This is a genomic window from Hydrocarboniphaga sp. (assembly GCF_965279055.1).
Lineage (GTDB): Bacteria > Pseudomonadota > Gammaproteobacteria > Nevskiales > Nevskiaceae > Hydrocarboniphaga.
Window position 1 is genome coordinate 1,321,065 of sequence record NZ_OZ257125.1, and the last position, 18,978, is coordinate 1,340,042.

Annotated in this window: 10 protein-coding genes; 3 read left to right on the plus strand and 7 right to left on the minus strand. The window is 66.2% G+C overall.

Going from position 1 to position 18,978, the window contains the following annotated elements:
- Window positions 1–137: 137 nt before the first annotated feature.
- The 6 genes from ACQZF9_RS06125 to ACQZF9_RS06150 form a co-directional block, all read right to left on the minus strand.
- Window positions 138–1,421 carry an EAL domain-containing protein gene (locus ACQZF9_RS06125; protein ID WP_428312368.1) on the minus strand — a complete coding sequence of 428 codons (1,284 nt, stop codon included), beginning with the start codon at window positions 1,419–1,421 and terminating at the stop codon, window positions 138–140.
- 223 nt (window positions 1,422–1,644) lie between these two features.
- Window positions 1,645–2,628, minus strand: a complete 984-nt coding sequence (locus tag ACQZF9_RS06130) for a sensor domain-containing diguanylate cyclase (RefSeq protein WP_428312369.1) — start codon at window positions 2,626–2,628, stop codon at window positions 1,645–1,647.
- Between the two features lie 133 nt (window positions 2,629–2,761).
- Complete coding sequence (gene mutS, locus ACQZF9_RS06135) at window positions 2,762–5,368, minus strand: DNA mismatch repair protein MutS (RefSeq protein WP_428312370.1); 2,607 nt, start codon at window positions 5,366–5,368, stop codon at window positions 2,762–2,764.
- Between the two features lie 138 nt (window positions 5,369–5,506).
- Entirely contained in the window at window positions 5,507–6,538 is a 1,032-nt protein-coding gene (locus tag ACQZF9_RS06140; protein WP_428312371.1) for a WD40/YVTN/BNR-like repeat-containing protein, read from the minus strand.
- Window positions 6,539–6,551: 13 nt separating this feature from the next.
- Window positions 6,552–9,143 carry an efflux RND transporter permease subunit gene (locus tag ACQZF9_RS06145; protein ID WP_428312372.1) on the minus strand — a complete coding sequence of 864 codons (2,592 nt, stop codon included), beginning with the start codon at window positions 9,141–9,143 and terminating at the stop codon, window positions 6,552–6,554.
- A gap of 303 nt (window positions 9,144–9,446) precedes the next feature.
- The gene (locus ACQZF9_RS06150; RefSeq protein ID WP_428312373.1) at window positions 9,447–9,971 is read right to left on the minus strand and encodes a hypothetical protein; all 525 of its coding nucleotides are present in this window, start codon (window positions 9,969–9,971) and stop codon (window positions 9,447–9,449) included.
- A 194-nt stretch (window positions 9,972–10,165) separates the two neighbouring features.
- Between ACQZF9_RS06150 and ACQZF9_RS06155 the strand changes: the two genes are divergently transcribed.
- Window positions 10,166–15,037, plus strand: coding sequence for an NAD-glutamate dehydrogenase (locus tag ACQZF9_RS06155; RefSeq protein WP_428312374.1), 4,872 nt, complete (start codon window positions 10,166–10,168; stop codon window positions 15,035–15,037).
- A gap of 173 nt (window positions 15,038–15,210) precedes the next feature.
- Entirely contained in the window at window positions 15,211–16,647 is a 1,437-nt protein-coding gene (locus tag ACQZF9_RS06160) for an alkaline phosphatase family protein (RefSeq protein ID WP_428312375.1), read from the plus strand.
- 6 nt (window positions 16,648–16,653) lie between these two features.
- On the opposite strand, the gene ACQZF9_RS06165 is transcribed toward ACQZF9_RS06160, so the two are convergent.
- The gene (locus tag ACQZF9_RS06165; RefSeq protein ID WP_428312376.1) at window positions 16,654–17,196 is read right to left on the minus strand and encodes a hypothetical protein; all 543 of its coding nucleotides are present in this window, start codon (window positions 17,194–17,196) and stop codon (window positions 16,654–16,656) included.
- Between the two features lie 105 nt (window positions 17,197–17,301).
- Here ACQZF9_RS06165 and ACQZF9_RS06170 point away from each other — a divergent pair, with 105 nt between their 5' ends.
- The gene (locus ACQZF9_RS06170; protein WP_428312377.1) at window positions 17,302–18,978 is read left to right on the plus strand and encodes a hypothetical protein; all 1,677 of its coding nucleotides are present in this window, start codon (window positions 17,302–17,304) and stop codon (window positions 18,976–18,978) included.

The window sequence follows — 18,978 nt, forward strand, 5'->3', positions numbered from 1 at the left end:
TGGGACGCAAGCGGAAGCGGTCGGCGTTGTCTTCGCCGATCGCGCGGTATTGCGTTGGATAGTAACGCTCGCCGCGGCGCTCGCGCAGTGGCGAGCGCAGCCCCTTGGCCTGCGGGTGGATTGCGGCGTTGGCGCGGCTAGCTGTCGACGCGGATCGGCGCGCGACGGTCGACCATCACCAGCTCGATCAGTTTTTCCGCCGGGACGCTCGGATAGAACAGCCAGCCTTGCGCATAGTCGAAGCCGATTTCCTGCAGTATCGCCAGCTTGCGCGGCTCGTCGACGAATTCGGCGACCGTGGTCTTGTTGGTGGCGCGGGCGACCTGGTAGATCGCGCGGACGATTTTCTCCGACACCGAACTCTGCGCGAGTTCGCGGATGAAGGTGCCGTCGATCTTGACCTCGTCCACCGGCAGCGAATGCAGGTAGCCGAACGAGCACAGGCCGGAGCCGAAGTCGTCGAGGCTGAAGCGGCAGCCCAGTGTCTTGAAGTCGAGGATCATTTCGGCGGCGACGTTCAAATGCTGGATCGCCGCGGTTTCGGTGATTTCGATGCACAGCTTGTTGCGCGGCAGGCGCGCGTGGCGCACCTCGTCGAACAGCTTGCCCATGAACAGGCCGTCCACGAACGATGGCGCCGACAGGTTCAGCGAGACATTGTCGAGGCGATCCAGCAGCGAGCGATGTTCGTCCAGCCAGGCGAGCAGATGCTGCGAGGAAAACTGGTCGAGTTCGGTGGACAGGCCGTGCAGCTCCAGCGCTTCGATCATGCCCGGCGGCGGCGGCGAATAGACGCCGGGTTCGCGCTCGATGCGCAACAGGAATTCGGCCTTGGCGATGCGCGGTTCACGCGCGCGGATGTCCATGATCGGCTGCGGCTGCAGCGTCAGCGCGCCGGTGTCGAGATAGCGCCGGAACTCGGTGACCGCGTCCGATCCGCCATGCGCGCGGCGCACGCGATTGGCGGTGTTGTGAAAGCAGATCTGGTTGAGGCCGCGCAGCTTGGCGCTGTCGCAGGCTTCTTCGGCCTGTGCGACCACGGACGGCCAATCGTTGGCCGCGCGCAGCGGCATCACGCCGATCGACACCGCCAGCGAGCTTGCGCCGTGGCTGCCGGTGTAGGTGAGCGAGGTCATCGCGTCGCGCAGGCTCTTGGCTTCTTCGGCCGCCTGCTGCGCGTGATCCATGGTCTTGATCGCGACGAACTCGTCGCTCCACAACCGGGCGGACAGGCCGTCGTTGCCGGCCCAGCTCTTGAGCCGCTGCATCACCGCCTCGACCAGCTGGTCGGCGACCAGCGGAGAAGCCAGGCGATTGACCGCGCTCAGATGGCACAGGTCGACATAGAACATCGCGGCCGGTGTCTCCGATTTCCAGCCCTGCAGTTCGGCCATCAGCCTGGTGTAACCCGAACGCTTCATGCCGACTCCGGCGTCCGGCTGTCGTGCGGTGGACGTCGCATTGCTTGTCTCCTGGGCGGCCTGCGCCGGTCGCCGGCGCGGCTTCGATTGAGGGTGCTGTCCGCAGCGCCGGCGCCGCGCTGCGGACGCCATTGCGGGACTGGTTGCAATAGCTATCGACCACAGCGGGCAAACCTGTAATGGCATGGTTCCTACAGCCGATAACGCAAGCGCCCGACGCGACCTACGGCGTCTCGCTCTCCAGCCGGTTGCCGCCGAGCGTCTTGGCGCGGCGCAGCGCGGTGCTGGCACGGCGCAGCAGCTGCTGCCAGTCGCCGGAGAAATCGCCGTCGACGCTGGCCGCGCCGATCGAGATCGTCAGCCGGATCATCTGCTCGCGATCGCCCAGCTGCATCGCCTCGATCTGCTGACGGCTGGATTCGCCGATCTTCAGCGCGTCGTCGAGGTCGGTGCCGACCAGCAGCGCCAGGATGCGGTCGCCGCCCAGCCGCACCAGCATGTCGCCGCTGCGGCGGAAGAGCGTCTCCAGCTTCCCGGCGATCAGGCGCAGCGAGCGGTCGCCGGCCGGATAGCCGAACACATCGTTGTAGCGGCCGAGCTGGTCGACGTCGATCACCAGCGCCGAGATCGGCTGATGCGTGCGCTGGCTGCGTCGCCATTCGCGCTCGATTTCCTGCATCGCGTGGCCGGCCGTGTCGAGGCCGGTCAGCGGATCGCTGCCGATCATCGAGCGCATCAGCAGCTCGTGTTCGATCAGCCCGCCGAGGTCGAGCAAGGTGCTGGCGATGCTGGCCTGCTCTGCGGCGCCGAGGCGACGCGCGCGCGTGTTGACCAGGCTCAGCGCGCCGCCGTAAGCGCCACCCGGATCGGCCAGCGCGACGCCGGCATAGAAGCGCAGCCTCGGCGCGCCGCTGACGATCGCCAGCGAGCTGAAGCGCGGATCTGCAGAAAGATCGGCGACGATCAGCGGCTCGCCCGGGGTGGTTGCCGACGTCAGGAACGCGGTGTGATCGGCGATGCCGAGCTCTTCGATGCCGACGCTGCCGCGCAGCTCGATCCGCGCAGGCCCCGCCGTGACCACCGCCGCCGCCGGCAGCTGCAGCGCGCGGCTGGCGATGCGCGCAATACATTCGAAGTACTCGTTGCTCTGCGCGATGCGCCGCAGCTTTTTCGAGTCGCGCCGCGCCGCCTTACCCCTTTCGTTCATTGCTGCGTATCGGTCTTGTCCCGTAGCCCCATGCTAGCGACGCCGCGTCGCGAATGGGGTCCTTGGGGACAAAAAAACCACAAAGCCGATGCATCCGCCGGCAATGAGATTCCGTAGGCGGCGCGCTTGGCGGCTAGGGACCCAGCACGTTCTTCAGCCGGTACAGCCAGTCCAGCGCGTCGCGCGGGCTCAGGCCGTCGGGGTCGATCTGGCGCAGCAGGCGCAGCACTTCCGGCGGCGCGCCCGGCGCCGGCTGCAACAGCAGCGGCAGCTGCGCGGCCGGCTCGCTCAGCGGCGCCTGCGCCACCGGCGTGCGTTCCAGCTCGGCCAGATAGCCCCGCGCGCGCGCGACCACGCTGGCCGGCAGGCCGGCCAGCGCGGCGACCTGCAGGCCGTAGCTGCGATTCGCCGGCCCGGCCTTGACCTGGTGCAGGAACACCAGCTTGGGCACGTCGCCACCGAACTCCACTGCGTCCAGATGGACGTTGGCGATGCCGGCGAGGCGGTCGGCAAGCTGGGTCAGCTCGAAGTAATGCGTGGCAAAAAGCGTGTAGGCGCCGACCTGCGTCGCCAGGTGTTCGGCGCAGGCGCGCGCCAGCGACAGGCCGTCGTAGGTCGAGGTGCCGCGGCCGATTTCGTCCATCAGCACCAGCGAGCGCCGCGTCGCGTTGTGCAAAATGTTGGCGGTCTCGCTCATCTCGACCATGAAAGTCGACTGGCCGCTGGCCAGATCGTCGGCCGCGCCGATGCGCGTGAAGATGCGATCCACCGGACCGATGCACGCGCTCTGCGCCGGCACGAAGCAGCCGGCATGCGCCAGCAGCACGATCACCGCGGTCTGGCGCATGTAGGTGGACTTGCCGCCCATGTTCGGACCGGTGATCACCAGCAGGCGCGTGTCCGTGTCCAGGCACAGGCTGTTGGGCACGAAGGCCGAACCGATCATGTGCTCGACCACCGGATGACGGCCGAGCTGGATGTCGAGGCGATCCTCAATGACCAGCTGCGGGCGGCTCAGGTTCAGCGTGCTCGCGCGCTCGGCCAGGCAGCCGAGCACGTCGAGTTCGGCCAGCGCCTGCGCGGTCGCCTGCAGCGGTTTGAGTTCGGCGGCGAGCTGGTCGAGCAGCGCCTCAAAGAGCTGCTTTTCGCGCGCCAGCGCGCGATCGCGCGCCGACAGCACCTGGTCCTCGAAACGCTTGAGTTCCTCGGTGATGTAGCGCTCGTAATGCGTCAGGGTCTGCCGGCGCGTGTAATGCGTGGGCACTTTCGCCGCATGGGTCTTGCCGATTTCTATATAGAAACCGTGCACGCGGTTGTAGCCGACCTTGAGCGTGTCGATGCCGGACGCGGCGCGTTCGCGCACTTCCATTTCCATCAGGAAGCTGTCGGCGTTCTCGGAGAGCTCGCGCAGATGATCCAGATCGGCATCGAAGCCGCTCTTGAAGATGGCGCCGTCGCGCACGGTCAGCGGCGGCTGCTCGTGCAAGGCGCGCAGCAGGGTGTCGGCGAGCGCCTGATGCGGCTGCAGCGCGGCGGTCAATGCCGCCAGCCGCGGCGCCTCCAGCGGCTGTGTCAGCCGTGCGAGTTCCGGCAGCATGGCCAGCGTGTCGCGCAGCCCGGCCAGATCGCGCGGACGCGCCGAGCGCAGCGCGCAGCGCGCGAGAATTCGCTCGACGTCGGCGACATTGCGCAGCCGCTCGCGCAGCGCGGTCAGCCGCTGATGGTCGCGCTCGTGATCGAGCAGGTTGGCGATCGCACCGTAGCGCGCATCGAGTTCGACGCGGTCGCGCAGCGGCCGCAGCAGCCAGCGGGCGAGGGCGCGGCTGCCCATCGCGGTGATGCAGCTGTCGAGCACGTGCAGCAGGCTGTATTCGAGTTCGCCGGACAGGCGCCGGTCGATTTCCAGATTGCGCCGTGTCGCCGGATCGAGAATCAGCGTCTCTTCGGGCTGCTCCAGCTTGATGCCGCTCAGATGCGGCATCAGCGACTTCTGCGTCTCCTGCACGTACTGCAGCAGCGCGCCGGCGGCACCGATCGCCGCGCTCAGATCCTCGCAGCCGAAACCGCGCAGATCGCGCGTGCCGAACTGCGTCAGCAGCAGCCGATACGCCGACGCGGGATCGAAATGCCAGACCGGGCGATTCAGCGCCGTCAGGCCGAGTTCGGGCAGCGAGCCGTCACCGTCGGCGACCAGCAATTCGCTGGGCCGCAGCCGATGCAGCTCGGCACGCAGATCCGATTCGCTGGCGGTTTCCAGCAGGCTGAAGCGCCCCGATGACAGCTCCATCCAAGCCAGACCGTAGCGATCCTTGAACTGGCACACCGCCGCGAGCAGGTTCTGCGAACGCGGATCGAGCAGGCTGTCGTCGGTGGCGGTGCCCGGCGTGACGATGCGCACCACTTCGCGGCGCACCAGTTTTTCGACGCCCGCGCTTGCGCCAGACGCTGCCACGCCGACCTGCTCGGCAATCACCGCCGACTCGCCGGCCTTGATCAGCCGCGCGAGATAGGTCTCCATCGCATGCACCGGCACGCCGGCCATGACCACGGGCTGTCCGGCGGATTCACCGCGCCGCGTCAGCGTGATGTTGAGCAGCCGCGCGGCCTTGCGCGCGTCGTCGAAAAACAGCTCGTAGAAATCGCCCATCCGGAACAGCACCAGCGTATTCGGATGCTGGGCCTTGATGCCGAAATACTGCTGCATCAACGGCGTGTGCGCGGACAGGTTGGGCTTTTCCATGAGCCGCGGATTTTAAGCTGCGCTGGCGATCGCTGCAGGTTTCTGATCGCCATGTAGGAGCGGGCTTGCCCGCGACTGTGCTCTTGAAGGGCTCAGTCGCGGGCAAGCCCGCTCCTACAGGTGGGGCGGTGAGCGCCGCTAGTTCGGCAGCGGCAGCGTCTTCACGCCGGCTTCGCCGACCACCACCAGGCCGTCTTTCAGCGGCACCACGCCGGACAGCGTGCCGCCGGCGGTGGCGCCGGCGGCCTTGGGTGCGGTCAGGATCTGCACGCTGGCGTCGGGCTTGATCAGCAGCGACAGATCGTCGGCGCCGACCAGCACCGCGCCGCGGTCCTTGGCCAGCGTGCCGCCGAACAGCGACTGCTTGGTGTCGGTCTGGACCTGCGTCCACTTCTTGCCGTGCACGTCGTCGCTGACGTAGACATTGCCGCGCTGGCCGAACACCAGCACGCCTTTGGGGCCCCAGGGCAGCGCACCGTAAAAGCTGCCTTCGTACGGTGATTGCAGCTTGGTCCACGGGCCTTGCAGGCCGCGCACCGCGAGCGTGCCCTGTTCGCCGGCGATGAACAGCTCGCCGGTGTTGAGGCGGATCATGCTGCTCAGGTGCAGCTCGTCGGCGCGCACCGGCGGTGCGTCGACGTCGCTCCAGGTGGTGCCGCCGTCGGTGGTCTGCAGGAACAGGCCGTAGGCGCCGAGCGCGTAGGCGTACTGGGCGTCGATCACCAGCAGGTTCAGCAGCGGCTTTTCCAGCGCCGGATCGAAGTGCTGCAGGGCCCAGGTCTTGCCGCCGTCGGTGGTGTGCAGGATGGTCGCGTCGTGGCCGACGGCCCAGCCGTTGTCGCTGTCGGCGAAACCGACCGCGGTCAGGGTCGCATTGACCGGTGACGGCGACTGCGTCCACTTCTGTCCGTCTGTCGAGACCAGGATGTTGCCGCGCTCGCCGACGACGACGGTCTTGTCGCCGGCATTGGTGACGCCGAGCAGCAGGCCGCGCGTCACACGCGGCATGATCTCGGCGGCGCGCGGCTTGATCTCGGGCTTGGGCGCCGCAGCGGCCTCGGTCGGATCGCCCGGCGGATTGCTCGGTTCGTCCTGGGCGATGGCGCTCAGCGAAGCGGCGGCGACGGCCAGGGCCAGCGCTGAGAGTTTGAATCTGATGGTCGTCTTCATGGCGATCTCGTCCTCAGGCGCTGGCCGCATCGTGATGATCGGCGTCGGCGGGCACGGGTTTCTGTTTGATCAGGAACGCCGCGAACGCCGGCAGCAGCAGCACCGCGGCGGCGGCGTTGGCCAGGAACATGATCGTCAGCAAAATGCCCATGTCGATCTGGAACTGCAGGCCCGACAGCAGCCAGGTGCAGACCGAAGCCGCCAGCGCCAGGGCCGTCACCACCACCGCCTTGCCGGTCTGCTTCAGCGTCGTCTCATAGGACTGGCGCAGGGTCATGCCGCGATTGATGCACTCCTCCAGCACGCTGTAGATGTAGATGCCGTAGTCGACGCCGATACCGGCGGCGAACGCGGCCACCGGCAAGGTCGACACCTTCAGGCCGATATCCAGGAACACCATCACCGCATAGGTGATCACCGACACCATCCACAGCGGCAGCAGCACGCAGATCAGGCTGGCGATACTGCGGAAGCTCAGCCACACGCAGATGCCGATGCACAGGAACAGCCAGAACAGCACGGTGTGCTCGGTGTCGCGGATGACGTCGTTGGTCGCCGCCATCACGCCGACGTTGCCGGTGGCGAGCTTGAACTGCACCTGCGGCTTGTCGCCCTGTTCCTTGATGAAACCGTTGACCGCGGCGATGACCGTGTTGATGGTCTCGGCCTTGTGGTCGGTCATGAAGATCAGGATCGGGATTGCGCTGCAGTCGTTGTTCAGGAAGCCGGTCGAGGTCGGGAACTGCTGGTTGGCCAGCACCAGGCCGTCGGAGCTGCGCGGCAGCACCAGGTATTTCGGGTTGCCCTCGTTGAACTGGTTGTAGACGATCTTGCCCAGCTGCGGCAGCGAGATCGTCGATACCACGCCCGGCGTGTTCTGCATGCGGTAGGCGAAGCGGTCGATCTCTTCCATGATCGGGTATTCGATGCAGCCGTCGGCCTTGTTCTCGGCGATGACCTTGATCAGCTCGACACCGATGGTGTAGTTCGCCGCGATCGCCGCCGAATCCTTGTTGTAGCGCGAGTCCGGACGCAGCTCCGGCACGCCGTCGTGCAGCTCGCCGATCTTCAGCTGCTTGCTGATGTACTCGGCGCCGCCCCAGCCCAGGCCGGCGATGATCAGCACGACGATCGCGACCGGCTTCAGCGTGATCGCCGACAGCAGGCGCCACAGCGGCTCGAAGCTCTTGTCACGCTTGCGCTGGTAGTCGCGGAACTTGGCCGGATCGCCGAGATGCGCATAGGACAGCAGGCAGGGCAGCAGCACCTTCTTGCAGATGATCACCGCCAGCAGGCCGAACATCGCGTTGATCGCCATCTCGCGGATCACGCCGACCGGGATCAGCAGGATGGTGCCGAAGCCGACCACGTTGGTGACCAGCGCGGTGATGCCGGGGGTGACTAGGCGCTTGTAGGTATTGCGCGAGGCATCGAAGGAATTGCTGCCGCGTTCGGCGACTTCCAGCAGCCAGAAGCTGGTGATCTGGATGCCGTGCGATACCGAGATCGCCAGCACCAGGAACGGCACCAGGATCGCGAACGGGTCGAGGCCGAAGCCGGCCATGTGCAGCATGCCCAGTTCCCACAGCACCGCCAGCAGGCCGCAGGACAGCGGCAGCAGCGCGATCAGCGCCGAGCCGGTGTACCACCACAGCACGACCCAGGTCAGCAGCAGCGCCAGGCCGAAGAAGCCGACCACTTCGAAGGTGGCGTCGCCGACGTCGCCGACGACCTTGGCGAAGCCGACGATGTGGATGTCGACATTCGGGTTGTAGTCCGGGTTGGCGCGCTCGATCACGTCGACGTCGCTGCCGCGCAGGCTGACGGTCTTGGCCGCGTCGGCCGGATCGGCGACCTCGATCTTGTGGAAGCGGAACGTGAACTTGCGCGGGTCGGTGTAGACGCTGTTGATCACCGTGCCGGCTTTCAGGCCGTCTTTATCCGCCTTGAGCTTGTAGTCGTAGACCTTGGGGTTGACGAAGTGCTGGCGCACGTCTTCGATCAGCTTGGCGGTGGCCAGGTAGTCCAGGCGCTTGCCGGTCATCGGATCGTGTTCGAGCAGCTCGCTGAACACCATCGCGCCGGTCTGGTCATTGGTGACGTAACGGCCGACCGCCTTGGCCTTGGCGGTGTTGCTCTTGATGATCTCGACCATCTCGGCCGTGGGCGCGTATTCGGCCGGGATCACGTTGCCGCCGCGAAAGCCTTCCTCCACGGTTTCGAGGTAACGCACGTCCGGCGTGAACAGCGAGCTGACGCGCGCACGATCGACACCCTTGGTGAAGAACACGCCCTGCGTGAGCTTGCGCAGCGTCTCCATGAACTCGGGCGTGTAGATGTCGCCCTTCTTCTGCTGTACCGAGAACAGGATGATGTTGCCGCCGCCGAATTCCTGCTGGTACTGCTTGAACACCTTCATGTACGGGTGGCCGAGCGGCAGCTGTTTCTCGTAACCGGTGTCCAGCTGCAGGTGCGAGGCCTGCCAGATCATGAACAGGGTCGTCAGGAAGATGGCGAGCAGGGTGCGGGGGCGGTTGCCGAAGACGATCGGCTCCGTGACCCGCACGAATGCCTTGGAGAACTTGCCTTGCGCTTCGCCGTGCATCAATAGCTCCTCTGTCCGCCGGCCTGGCGGGCCTGATTCGAATTATTCTGGCTGCGCCGTCTGCCGCACCGGGACTGACGCGCCGATCGTCTAGCGTAACGGATTCGTGAACGCTCGGGCTTGGCCTGTCGGACAGTGTTTCATCGTGAGTTCGTCATCCGCGGCATTAAGAACCCCTCTACCTCCGGGAGAGGGGTAGGGGTGAGGGACCCTCCGCGATAGCCGACCCGGGTTCGGGCTGCGAGTCCCTCACCCGGCGCTTCGCGCCACCCTCTCCCGAAGGGAGAGGGCACGGCCGTGAGCTCAGGCGGGCTGCTTGCCCGCGACCGCCCGCTGCAGCACTGCGCGCAGGATCCAGAACAGCAGCAGCGGCCCCAGGAAGATGCCGAAGGCGAGCACGTTGTGGCCCTCGCCCAGCGGCGCCCAGGTGCGGCAGGGAATCTCGAACTGCAGGTTGGGCAGATTCTTCTTGGTGCCGGCGATGCAGAAGTCGTTGGTCTGGCTGAGCTGCTCGCCGGTGACCAGGGTGCAGTCCAGGCAGACCTCCTGGTACACCGGCGGCGCCAGCTCCGGGAAGATCGCACGGGCGCGGCCGGCATTGTTGACGTGGTAGAACACGCCGGTCGGGTCGCGCATGACGACACCGGCGCCGGGGATCACCGACAGGTCGTTGATGCGCGAGCGCATGCCGTCGGACAGCGGGCCGGAGACTTTCCAGCTGATTGCCGCCCAGGCCGCCAGCAGCAGCCAGAACAGCAGCCGTCCCAGCGCGAAGCCGCGGCTGCGCCGGCGGGCGTTGACGGCTGTTGCTGACTGTTCTGCGTTCATCATCCCGCCACCTGCATTCGTCTCTAATTATAGACGGCGCGCTGTCGGCCGCGCCGTTGATGCCGGGCATTGCCGCCCTTGGCCGGCAGACTGCCATCGGCAGCGAGGCGCCGACAGTGGCTCTGGCATACTGCCCGGCACAAAAAACAAACCGCCGGCGCGCGGCCCTCGCGCGTCACCGTCGCGGAGGAAAAATGAACGATCCCAGGAGTGAGACCCTGAGCCGCCCGGCCGTCACGGCCAGCGAGGCACAGGATTCCGGCAAGGAGCAGGAGAGCCTGCTGGCGCAGCTGGAGGGCGCCAGCCAGAACCGGGCCGATGCGCCGCCGCACAGCGCGGGCTTCATCCGCGCGTTCTACGACACGTCCAGCATCGACGCGCTGCGCCTGCGCAGCGAGGACGAGTTGCTGGCGCTGGCCTTCAACCAGCTGCGCTGGACCCAGGGCCGCCAGACCGGCGAGCTGAAGCTGCGGCTGCTGCGGCCGGGCGAGAGCGCCGACGCGCTGGCCGGTCTGGCGCTGGTGGAAACCTGCGTCGACGACATGCCCTACCTGGTCGACACGGTCGCCATCGCGGTGCGCGAGGCCGGCGTGTCGATCGACTGGGCGGTGCACCCGATCCTGAAGCTGCGCCGCGACGCTGGCGGCCAGATCGTCGCGATCGGCGACGCGGCCGCGGCCGATGCCGGCGCCGGGCTCGAATCCTGGATCCACATGGAGTTCGAGCCGCTGCCGAACGAGGCCGCTTATGCCGCGCTGGAGCAGGAGCTGAACGACTCGCTTGCCGATCTGCGCCGTGCGGTCGGCGACGCGCCGGCCATGGTCGAGCGCGCGCTGGCGCTGGCCGAAGGCCTGGCGCAGACGCCGCCGAATGCCGACCCGGCCGAGTTCGCCGAAGGCCGCGCGTTCCTGCAGTGGCTGGCCGATGGTCATTTCACGTTTCTCGGTTACACCGAGACCCGCGCCGCCACCGGTGCCGACGGCCGCCAGCAGCTGTTCAACGCCAGCGAGGCCGCGCTCGGTCTGTCGCGGCCCGGCGAGCGCTACGCCGACACCGCCGAGCTGATCGCGCCCAAGGAAGAGCTGGACAAGTACGCCGAGTCGCCGCGACTGATCGTCGTCACCAAGGCCAACCGACGCGCGCACGTGCATCTGGCCGATTACATGGACGTGATTTCGGTCAAGCAATACCGCGAGGATGGCAGCGTCGCCGGAACCTGCCGCTTCGTCGGCCTGTTTGCCTCGGATGTTTACGTCGACCGTCCGCGCACGATTCCGCTGATCCGCAAGAAAGCCGATTACGTCATGCGCCGCTCGCGCATCGGCGAGGACACGCACAGCGGCAAGCTGCTGCGCGAGATTCTGCACCTGCTGCCGCGCGACGAGCTGTTCCAGTCGTCCGAGCAGGAGCTGTATCGCACCGCGATGGGCATCCGTGCGCTGCGCGACCGCCATCAGCTCAAGCTGTTCCTGCGTCGCGACCGTTACGGCCGCTTCTACAGCTGCCTGATTTATCTGCCGCGCGATCGTTATTCGCGCGAGCTGCGCGATCGCCTGGCCGGCGAGCTGCTGAAAATCTTCAATGCGACCGCGGTGGATCGCCAGGTCGATTCGCTGCGCGGCTCGATGGCGCGAGTGCGCTTCATCGTGCGCACGCCGCCGGGCACGCAGATCGATCTGAGCGCCGAGCAGATCGAGCAGAAGCTGATCGCGGCGACGCGCAACTGGCGTGAGCAGTTGCGCGAACTGCTGCAACGCACCGTCGGCGGCCGCAGCACGCAGATCCTGGCGCGCTACGCCGATGCGTTCCCGCTGTCGTATACCGAAAGCGTTTCACCCAGCGACGCCGAAGCCGATCTGCATTATCTGTTGCGCCTGTCGGAGGCCGAGCCCCTGTTGCCGCGCCTGATCATGGATGCGACGGCGACGCCGGTGCGCGCGACCAGCCTGAAGCTCTACGCTCGCCAATCGCAGGTCGCCTTGTCCGACGTGCTGCCGACGCTGGAGAACTTCGGCCTGCGCGTGCTCAGCCAGGAGCCGACCCAAATCACGCCCAAAGACGGCCCGGCACTGTGGATACAGGAGTTCTCGATCGAGGCACCGGAGTCGAGGTTGTCGGCCGAGCAGCAGAAGACCTACTTCGAGGCCGCGCTGCTCAAGACCTTCACCGGCGCAACCGAAAACGACGGCCTCAACAAGCTGGTGCTGGCATCGGGGCTCGACTATCGCCAGGTCGCCTGCGTGCGCGCGCTGGCCAAGTACATCAACCAGGTCGGCCTGCCTTTCGGCCGCGTCGACATCGAGCATCAGCTCGGCACGCATCCGGATATCGCGCGCTTGCTGGTGCGGCTGTTCGAGTCGCGCTTCGATCCGCGGATGGAAGCGGCCAGGCGCAGGAGCGATGAAATCCGCTTTGCGCAGGAGATCGACGCCGCGCTCGACGCGGTGACCAGCCTCGACGCCGATCGCGTGCTGCGCGCGTTTCTGTCCGTGGTGCACGCGAGCCTGCGCACCAACTTCTATCAAAGCGCCGCCGACGGCTCGCAGAAACCGTACATCAGCATCAAGCTCGATCCGAGCAAGATTCCGGAGCTGCCGTTCCCGCGGCCGATGTTCGAAATCTGGGTTTATTCGCCGGAAGTCGAAGGCGTGCATCTGCGTGGTGGCCGAGTGGCGCGCGGTGGCCTGCGCTGGAGCGACCGGCGCGAGGATTTCCGCACCGAAGTGCTGGGCCTGATGAAGGCGCAGATGGTCAAGAATGCGGTGATCGTGCCGGTCGGCGCCAAGGGCGGTTTCGTCGTCAAGAAGCCGGTCGACGCGAGCAATCGCGAAGCCTGGATGGCGCAGGGCATATCTTGCTATCAAACTTTTTTGCGCGGCCTGCTCGACATTACCGACAACCGCGTCGGCGACGCGATCCAGGCGCCACGCGACGTGGTGCGGCTTGACGAGGATGATCCTTATCTGGTGGTTGCCGCCGATAAGGGTACGGCGACCTTCAGCGACATCGCCAACGGCATCGCCCACGATTACGGCTTCTGGCTCGGCGATGCCTTCGCCTCCGGTGGCAGCGTCGGCTACGACCACAAGAAGATGGGCATCACCGCCAAGGGCGCGTGGGAGAGCGTCAAGCGCCATTTCCGCGAGCTGGATCGCGACATTCAGAGCGAGCCGTTCACCGTCATCGGCATCGGCGACATGAGCGGCGACGTGTTCGGCAACGGCATGCTGCTGTCGCGCAAGACGCGCGTGGTTGCCGCCTTCGATCATCGCCACATCTTCATCGACCCGAATCCGGACGAGGAGAAAAGCTTCAATGAGCGCGAGCGCCTGTTCGCGCTGCCGCGCAGCTCGTGGATGGATTACGACGCGAGCCTTATTTCCGAAGGCGGCGGCATTTATCCGCGTACGGCCAAGCTGATCAAGCTGTCGCCGCAGGCGCAGAGCGTGCTGGGCATCGCGAGCGCCGCGCTGACGCCGCCGGAGCTGATGAACGCGATCCTGAAAGCACCGGTCGATCTGTTCTGGAACGGCGGCATCGGCACCTATGTGAAGAGCCAGCATCAGAGCCATGCCGAAGTGCGTGATCGTGCCAACGACAACATCCGCGTCAACGGCCGTGACCTGCGGGTGAAAGTCGTGGGCGAGGGTGGCAATCTCGGCTTCACCCAGGCGGGCCGCATCGAATACGCTTTGAACGGCGGCCGACTCAACACCGACGCGATCGACAACAGTGCCGGCGTGCATTGCTCGGATCGCGAGGTCAACATCAAGATCCCGTTGAACCGGCTGATGGCCGAAGGTCAGCTGACGCGCGAGCAGCGCGATCCGCTGCTCGCGGCGATGACCGACGATGTGGCCAGGCTGGTGCTGCGCGACAACTACGTGCAGTCCGCCTGCGTCAGCCTGATGGAACGCGAGGCGGCGACGCGGCTCGACGAGCACGCCGGCCTGATGCGCCAGCTGGAGCGCGACGGCCTGCTCAATCGCGTGATCGAAGTCTTGCCGGACGAGGAGACCTTGAAGGAGCGGCGCGGCGAAGGTCGCGGCCTGACCCGCCCGGAACTGGCGGTACTGGTGGCCTACTCCAAGATTTCCCTGAACGATGCGGCGCTGATGTCGGACATCCCCGATGATCCGTTCTTCGAGCGTGATCTGCTGGCGAACTTCCCGCCGCTGCTGGTCGAGCGTTATCGCAGCGATCTGCTGGCGCATCGCCTGAAGCGCGAAATCATCGCGACGATCCTGAGCAATGCGATCGTCAATCGCATGGGCATCGCGTTTGCGCATCGCATGGCCGCCGATCACGGCGTGCTGCGCGCCGAAGTGCTGAAGGCCTATGCGACCGCGCACGAAATCTTCCGCGGTGACCATTACTGGCGCGGCATCGAGGCGCTGGACAACCAGGTTCCGGCGCCGCTGCAGTATCGTTTGATGCAGCGTGCCACCGGCCTGCTGAAGCACGCCACTGGCTGGCTGGTGCGCTCGCGGTTGTCCGAGCGCGCCGTCAGCGATCTGATCGCATGCTATCGCGAGCCGGTTGCACAACTCGAAGCGAGCCTGCCGTCGATCCTGTCGCCGGCGTATCGCGAGGAATGGGATCGCAGCTACAACGCCATCGTCGCCGACAAGGTCGACGAGCCGCTGGCGCATTCGCTGGCCAATACGCTGGTGCTGGGCTGCGCGCTCGACATCGCCGATCTCGCCGAGCAGGCGGCCATGCCGCTGGCGGAAACGGCGGCGGTGTATTTCGCCGTCGGCGAGCGCCTGCGCATGCCCTGGCTGCATTCGGCGATCCTGGCGCTGAAAGTCAGCGATCAGTGGCAGGCGCTGGCACGCAACAACCTGCGCGACGACGCCTACAAGATTCACCGCCGCATCACCGCGCGCGTGCTGACGCAAGAGGGTGCGAACGCGGAAGCGCGGATCGACGCCTGGACCGCCGCGCACGAGCGTGAGGTGCGCTTCGCGATGAATCGCGTTGCCGAGCTGCAGGCCAGCAATGGCGCCGACTTCCAGGCGCTGGCGGTGGCAGTGCGCGAGGTGCGTAAGCTGCGCGCCTTGTAACGCTGTGTAGTCGTGTCCCCGGGTGAAACCCGGGTTGCACCCGGGCTACCCCAGCGGCGTGAATCGTCGCCTGGGTGGCCGCGCTAGTAGATCCTTACTCACCTGGCTTTTTTCACGGCGCTGTCACGAGCCAAACCTAGCGTGCGCGGCTTCTCTCGCCTGCCTGTGCCGCCATGTCCCAGCTTCCGCCGTCCAATCCCGCCCGCCGTCGTCTGCTTGCCGGCATTGCCGCGTCCACTGCCGGGGCCAGCGTGCTCGCGGCCTGTGGCGGATCGTCCGGGGGCGGCGGCGACGATGACGGCGGCAGCCTGATCGGTGGCGACGGCTCGCCGGCGCCGCTGCCGGAGATGAAGGGCCTGCCGGCGCCCGAGGATTCCGGCATCGACCACATCGTCGTCGTGATGATGGAGAACCGCTCCTTCGATCATTATTTCGGCTGGTTGCCCGGCGCCAACGGCAGGCAGGCCGGGCTGAATTTCAAGGACAAGGCCGGTGCCAATGTCGCCAGCTTTCCGCTGGCCAGCACCGACGGCTACGGCTACCAGAGCTGCGGCCAGGAAGACCCGAACCACAGCTACGACGGCGGCCGCCTGCATTACAACGACGGCAGGATGGACGGCTTCCTGCAGACCGTGTCGGCCGACGGCGATCACTTTCCGGTCGGCTACTTCGGAGCCGATGATCTGCCGTTCTTCAAGGGCGTGGCCGAGCAGTGGACGGTCTGCGACCGCTATTTCAGCGGCATCCTGTCGTCGACCTATCCGAACCGCATTTACATGCACACCGGCCAGACCGACCGCAACAGCAACACCACGACTGCCTCGACCCTGCCGGCGATCTGGGACCAGCTCGCGGCCAAGGGCCTGACCGGCACCTACTACTTCAACGATCTGCCGCTGACGGCGCTGTTCGGCACGCGCTTTCTGACGATCAGCCAGCCTTATGCCGCGTTCCTGGCGGCGGCCGCGCTGGGCAGCTTGCCGGCCGTGTCGTATGTCGATCCGAGTTTCGGTGGCGAAACTTTCGGCACCAGCAACGACGACCATCCGCTGGCCGACGTGCGCAACGGCCAAGCGTTTCTCAACCAGGTCTACAACGCGTTGCGCAACAGCCCGAACTGGGAAAAGACACTGCTGATCATCAACTACGACGAGTGGGGCGGCTTCTACGACCATGTGCCGCCGCCGCTGGCGCCGGTGTCGACGGCGGAGAACAGCGTCGTCGGCAACGACGGCCGTCTCGGTTTTCGCGTGCCCTGCGTGCTGGCCGGCCCGCGCGTCAGGAAAGGCCACATCGACAGCAACCAGTACGATCCGAATTCGATCCTGAACCTGATCAGCTGGCGCTTCGGTCTCGACGGCCTGGGCGTGCGGTCGCAGACCTCGAAGAACCTGGCCTACGTGCTGGATTTCAGCAGCAGCCCGCGCAGCGACAAGCCGGCATTCGACGTCGGCGCCGGGCCGTTCGGCTCGGCTTGCCAGCTGGCGACGATCCTGCCGCAAAGCACCTCGTTGTCGTCGCTGGCATCCGCGCAGCGCAGCGCCGCCGAGCATTTCCTCGATCTGGAGACGCTGCGCATGATCGCCAAGCGCAACGGCTTCAGCTGGTAGCGCCGCCTAACGCGGTTTCGGAATCTCTTCGGTGGTGGTGCGCGAGGAGCCGGCGTCTGCCGCGGCTTCGACCGGCTTGAACTCGTAGACGCGCACGCCGTCGCTGGTGTTGTGCACCTCGGTGTCGAACTCGTGCTTGATGTACTGGCCGTCGGCGCCGACGATGTTCATCAGGATGCGGCAGGTCTTGCTGCCGCTTTCCTCGGTGATCAGCGGCGCATAGCTCATGTGCGCGTTTTTCTCGACGGTCAGCTTGTAGTACTTGCTGACCAGTGCGTAGCTGACGCCTCTGTCCTTTTCGCCGCAGTTGAGCTGTGCCATCAACGGATGGTTGGCACGGATCGCCAGCCGGTTCGGTTCGTCGCGGAACGAGGGCTTGATTTCACCGCGCGTCTGCGCGTCGACGAAGATGCCGACGCTGACATAGGCGCCGGAGTGGTTATCGGCATAGCCGGCCGAGGCCAGGTCGGTCTGGGCGTAGGACACACAGCCGGCCAGGCTCGCCAGCGTCAGCGCGGCGAAGGCGTTCTTCAACAGCATGGCATTCATGTAAGCGATCACCGGCAATCGGGCCATCAGCATAAAGCTTAACGCTGCGCGACGAAGGCCCTGCTCCGGTAGCATCGCGACGTCAGGTATCCACAAGGACGCGGCATGGCCTACGAATACAATCCCGAATCCTCGCGATTCAACCTGCCGAATCCGCACCGGGTCGAGAATCTGCTGCTGATCGTCGCCGGCGTCGCCCAGCTCGCGGTCGCGGCATTTGCGCTGTGGATCGGCCGCGAATGGCTGGTGCAGCATGCCGGGCAGGTCGCGATACGGCCGCTGGCGATCGGCGTGGCGCTGCTGATTTCCGGCCTGCTGACGGTCGGCATGGTGATGCGCCAGCTGGTGTTCTACTTCGGCCGCAACCAGCCGGCGCCGCTGGCCGACGTGCTCAGCCCGCAGAAAGACGGCGTCACCGAAAGCGGCCTGGGTCTGCGCGAAACCATTCGCCAGAATGCGATCAGCTTCGAGACGCCGGTCGGCGGTTTCGATCAGCTGTTGTACAAGATGATCCCCGACCTGGTGTTCTCGCCGCCGCCGGTGCAAGGGCGTGCGCGGGTGCAGTTCTACAACGCCGCGGTGCTGCTGGCGATTTTCCTGTGCTTCGCGATCGCCAGCTTCGGCGTGATCAACGCGGCGGCGAAAAGCTGGATCCATCTGGGCTTTCTGCTGCTGACCGCGCTGGTGGTCCTGAAGCCGCTGCGCGCGCGGGCCGGCAAGCTGTCTCTCGGCATCAAGCCCTTCGTCGTGCTGTTGCTGCTGTCGATCATCGTGCCGGTGCTGCTGAGCATGACGGCGACGCGGCCGCTGTTGTATGCCGACAAGATTCACCTGGGCATGCTGACGACGGTGTTTCTGCTGCTGGCACTGGCCGCGAACCTGCTGTTCCTGTTCGCGCTGCTCGGCCAGACCCTGCGGCCGGATCGCATCTCGATGGCGAATCATCTCGAAACGCTGTCGATGAACGCGCACCCGCGCCAGCTGCTGCTGGAGCTGGATCGTCAGCTGCAGGGCATGTGGACCGAGAAAATTCCGAACCGCGCCTACTCGCGCGTGTCGCCGCAGATCGAGGCCGGCACCGGCGCGTTCACCGGCGAGTTGCTGGAAGAATCGCAGCCAGTGCCGCGCGACGCGGCGGCACTGAACTTCGGCAGCGCGCTGCAGATGCGCGAATACCGCTACCTGGTGATCGTCGACCTGTTCGCGCTGATCGCGGCGCTGGTCGGCTGCGGGTTGCTGGCGTATGCCGCGTCGAGCAAGAGCATCGCCGCGATCGATCCGCTGGTGCTCGGCGCGCAGCTGGTCGCGGTCAGCTGGTATGGCTTTCGCACGACCACGTTCCTGTGGCGGCGCTTCGAGTTCAGCTCGCGCGCCTGGTGGCTGGAAATCAGCGGCAACTACCAGACCTCCAACGTCGACTACGGTCGCGTGCTCGAAGATGCGGTGAAGACGCGCAAGCAAGTCGTCAACATCGACGACATGACGCTGAGAGTCTGGGTCGCGGATTTCTATTCGGTCGCCTTCGGCCCGGATCAGCCGCGCTTTCTGCTGTCGATGTCCGGCGAGCAGGCCGAGGCCGAGCGCCTGGCCAAGCACCTGCGCGAATTCGCCGAGAGCCAGAGCGCTTTGCTCGCGCCTGGCAGTTCGCGCGACATCGAATCAGCGCAGCGGCTGGCGGCGATGAATGCGATGGGCGATCGTGCGCGCACCGACGCGGTGTCGCGGGGCGATGCGGCAGCTGCCTATCTGGCGGCGAAGGATGATCCGGCGCCGCAAGGTTGA